4 protein-coding genes are annotated in these 4083 nt (G+C 72.3%); 3 read left to right on the forward strand and 1 reads right to left on the reverse strand.

Features of this window, described 5'->3' with window-relative positions:
• Window positions 1-160 precede the first annotated feature (160 nt).
• A complete protein-coding gene (locus tag WA805_RS09105) occupies window positions 161-1672 on the reverse strand; it encodes an amidohydrolase (RefSeq protein ID WP_425242123.1) in 1512 nt (503 codons plus the stop codon).
• Between the two features lie 112 nt (window positions 1673-1784).
• Here WA805_RS09105 and cobT point away from each other — a divergent pair, with 112 nt between their 5' ends.
• From cobT to WA805_RS09120, 3 genes are all read left to right on the forward strand, one after another.
• Window positions 1785-2849, forward strand: coding sequence for a nicotinate-nucleotide--dimethylbenzimidazole phosphoribosyltransferase (gene cobT / locus WA805_RS09110; RefSeq protein ID WP_422285493.1), 1065 nt, complete (start codon window positions 1785-1787; stop codon window positions 2847-2849).
• 94 nt (window positions 2850-2943) lie between these two features.
• The gene (locus WA805_RS09115; protein WP_425238500.1) at window positions 2944-3573 is read left to right on the forward strand and encodes a bifunctional adenosylcobinamide kinase/adenosylcobinamide-phosphate guanylyltransferase; all 630 of its coding nucleotides are present in this window, start codon (window positions 2944-2946) and stop codon (window positions 3571-3573) included.
• Between the two features lie 28 nt (window positions 3574-3601).
• The coding region (locus tag WA805_RS09120) for an adenosylcobinamide-GDP ribazoletransferase (RefSeq protein WP_425242124.1) at window positions 3602-4083 on the forward strand (482 nt) is incomplete at its 3' end.

Consider the following 4083-nt stretch of genomic DNA (forward strand, 5'->3'; position numbering starts at 1 on the left):
GCCGTAGCCTCGTCCCCGCCGGGGGCGGCCTTCGCGAAGGCCTGCCGCCCGTCGGCCAGCCGCGCCGTCAAGTGCTGGTACCCGTGCTGCGCCCCCGCTGTGCGGACGCTGGTCACCGGCACACCGAGGAGCTCGCCGATCCGCGTTGCCTGACCGGCGGTCATAGCAACCCGTACACGACGGTTCCGCCGGCTATTGTCGCGCTCGGCCTGATGTCCTTGATCTCGTCGTCAGGCACGGTGAGGTAGTCCCTGTCGAGAACGAGCAGGTCCGCCAGCAGGCCGGGCCTGATCGAGCCGAGGTAGTTCTCGCGGAACACGAGCTGTGCGTTGCTCCTGGTGTGCGCGATGAGGGCCTCCTCCCTGGTGAGCGGCTCGTCGAGGATCTGGGTGCCGCCGAGCGACCGCCCGGTCACCGCCCACCACAGCGAGATGAACGGGTTTATCTGGGCAGCCCTGGTGCCGTCGGTGCCCAGCCCCCAGGTCAGGCCGCTGTCTTGGAGCAGCTTCAGCGGAGCCACGGTTGCCCGGCTGTCACGGATGACGCTCTGGCTGCGGAGCTGCACGGTGACGCCGAGCCGCCTGGCGCGCTCGATCTGCTCCGGGGTGATGCCCTCGGCGTGGGTGACCGACCAGCGCAGCGGGCGGATCGGACGGAGCTTGTCCGCCTGCCCGTAGGCGTCGAGGACGAGGGCGAGGCCGCCGGTCGTCACCGAATGGGTTTGCACCGGCCAGCCGGTGATCGCCGCGGTGGTCAGGATCTCGGTCGCGGCCGCGATGTCCGAGGCGGCGGGCGCTGGCGGGCGGCCGCCGTGGTCCCAGTGGAACGGGGCGTGGTAGATCTCGCCGACGGCGATCCGGTCGTACCAGTGGTCGCCTTGGAACGGGTTGCTCGCCCTGACCTTCTCCGCGAACCTGCCGGCCGGCTCGTCAACCTCGGCGCCGAGCGTGGTGAGGACGCGCAGCGTCAGCTCGCCGCGTCCGGCCACGGACTGGACCGCGGCGTAGGCCGCGTCGGAGACGCCGACCCCGCCGGGGTCGAACACCGTGGTGAGCCCGAGGCTGTTGCAGTAGGCCATGGCGGCGCGGACTCCGGCTTCCCTGGTGCCTCCGGCGGGGAACCCGGCCGCCGCCCGGTTGAGCGCCACCAGGCCGCCGCCGACCCGGCCGGTCGCCCGGAGCCCGTCAGGCGCGGGCACGTTCATGGCGTCCAGCCAGGCGGTGTTGACGCTGGCGTGGTCGTACTGCGCCTGGATGAAAGCGGGCCGGCCGGGGGCCACGGCGTCGAGTTCGGCCAGCGTGAGCTCGCGGCGGTCGCCCGCCCACTGCTCTTCGTGCCACCCGCCGAGCGTCAGCAGCCACTGCCCGTCTCCGAGCCCGGCGGCCCTGCGGGCCAGCAGGTCAAGCGCCGCGGCCCGGGTGCGGACGCCATCGAGCCGGACCTCGGCGTGTTCGGTGGCGCGGACGAAGTGGTTGTGGTTGTCGATCAGCCCAGGGATCACGGTTCTGCCGCCGAGGTCCACCACTCGCGCGTCCGGCGCTGCGCGTGCCAGGACGGCAGCGTCCTCGCCTACCGCGGTGATCCGCTCCCCCTCGATCGCCACCGCCTGGCGGATGGAAAACTGCTCGTCCACCGTGACGATCTTCCCGTTGACGAGGACGAGAGCAGCCATGCCTCATTGTCCCGCGCTTGACCCTGGTCCGCTTGACCCTGGTCCGCTTGACCGAGCCGAGACCGGCGTGATCTGCTGTCTTGGTTCTGCTGACGGCTGGGGAGGCGCTGCCATGACTGGGCTGCTCGAAGACACCATCGCGGCGGTCGGGCCGCTCGACGCCGCCGCTGTCGTGGCGGCGCGGGAGCGCCAGGAGGCGCTGACCAAGCCGAGCGGATCCCTTGGCCGGCTCGAGGACGTGTCGGTACAGCTCGCCGGCATCGCCAGCCAGTGCCCGCCGCCGCTCCCAGAGCCCGCCGTCGTCGCCGTATTCGCGGCCGACCACGGCGTGCACGCCCAGGGCGTGACCCCATGGCCGCAGGAGGTCACCGCGCAGATGGTGGCCAACTTCCTCGCCTCTGGCGCGGCGGTGAACGCGATCGCCACGCAGGCAGGCGCGGCGGTATGCGTGGTGGACGTGGGCGTGGCCGCGGACCTGCCGACGGCGCAAGGCCTGCTGTCCCGTAAGGTCCGGCCCGGCACCGCGGACATGACCGAGGGCCCGGCGATGACCCTTGAGGAGGCCAGGCTGGCGGTGGAGACCGGCATCAAGGTCGCCGCGGACCTGGTCGACGAGGGCTACCGGTGCCTGATCACCGGGGACATGGGCATCGCGAACACGACCGCGTCCGCCGCGCTGATCGCGGTGTTCACCGGGTCCACGCCGGCGCTGGTCACCGGGCGGGGCACGGGCATCGACGACCCGACGTGGGCGCGGAAGGTAGAGGTGGTACGCCGCGCACTCGACCTGCACCGCTGCGATCCGGCTTCCCCGCTCGAGACGCTCGCGGCCGTGGGCGGCCTCGAGCACGCCGCGCTTGCGGGGTTCATCCTCGGCGGCGCCGCGCGGCGTGTCCCTGTCCTGCTCGACGGCGTCATCGCCTGCGCGGCGGCTGTGGCCGCCCGGGCTTTCGCTCCGCAGGTGACGGACTACCTGATCGCCGGGCACCTGTCCACCGAGCCGGGGGCGCTGCGGGCGCTCGACGCGCTCGGCCTGCAGCCGCTGCTGGACCTGGGGATGCGCCTCGGCGAGGGCTCAGGGGCGGTACTCGCGCTGCCGGTAGTGGCCGCCGCGGCGCGGGTGCTGCGGGATATGGCTACCTTCGACAGTGCTGGCGTGTCTGGTGAGAAGGCGTGATGTTGCGGGCGCGTGGGGCAGATTTTCGCCGGCAGTCCTTCGGAACACCGGCGAGAAATCTCCCCAGCGCACCTCGCTCCTCGGGCGGGAGGTAATGAGCCGACGCTTGCGCGGAAGCCAGCCTGGTTCGTTGGCGCCTGCCCGGAGGCTGGCGCTTCCGGGGCGGCCTCGGCGCGGGAAGCCGTTTCGGGTGCTGGTGCTGGGCGGGGCGCGGTCGGGGAAGTCTTTGACGGCTGAGCGGTTGCTGGGCCGGCGGGAGCGGGTGGATTATGTGGCTTGCGGGCCACTGCCCTCCGGTGAGGATCCGGACTGGGCTGACCGGGTGCGGCTGCACCAGGAACGGCGGCCGGAGCAGTGGACGACGATGGAAACCCTCGAGCTCGAGGATGTGCTGGCTGGACGGCTGCCTGGCCTGGAGAGTGCCGTGCTGGTGGACTGCCTTTCTACGTGGCTGGCTGGGGTGATGGAGGAGTGCGGGCTCTGGGAGGGCGCTCCCGATGCGGATAAGCAGCTGGCGGAGCGCGTGGATGGGCTGCTTGACGCCTGGCGGGCTACCCGGCGGCATGTTGTTGCCGTCAGCAATGAGGTTGGGTCCGGGGTGATTCCCGGGACGGTTTCCGGGGTGCGGTTCCGGGACGAACTTGGCGTGCTCAACGCGCGGATCGCCGCCGAGTGTGAGCAAGTCTGGCTATGCGTCGCCGGCATCGCCCAGCGGCTCCGGTGAACAACGCGGGGATCTTGCTGTGAGGTCGTTGCGGACTGCGGTGAGCCTGTTCACGGTCATTCCGGTTGGCGGCGAAGCGGAACTCGGCGAGGGCGATGCCGTGCGGGCCGTGCTGTGGATGCCCGTGGTGGGGCTGCTGCTGGGGCTGGTCGGCGCCGGCGTCATGATCGGCGTCAGCGCTGGCGGTTCCGGCGCCCCGCGACGGCTGCTCGGCGCGGCGCTCGCGGTGGGGCTGATCGCGCTGCTGACCGGGGGCCTGCACCTGGACGGCCTGGCCGACACGGCCGACGGTTTTGGCAGCCGTCGGGCCCCGGCTGACGCGCTGGCCATCATGCGCCGCTCGGACGTCGGACCGATGGGCGTGGCGGCGCTGGTCCTCGTGCTCCTCATCCAGGTGACCGCGCTCGCCGCGGTGTCGGACAGGGCCGCGGCGTCACTCGTGCTGGCCGAGGTCACCGGCCGCGTCGCCGTCGTGGTCGCGACCGGCTCCCCTGCTGCGCGGCCCGGCGG

This window comes from Trebonia sp. (assembly GCF_049794275.1).
In the GTDB taxonomy this organism is placed as follows: domain Bacteria; phylum Actinomycetota; class Actinomycetes; order Streptosporangiales; family Streptosporangiaceae; genus Trebonia.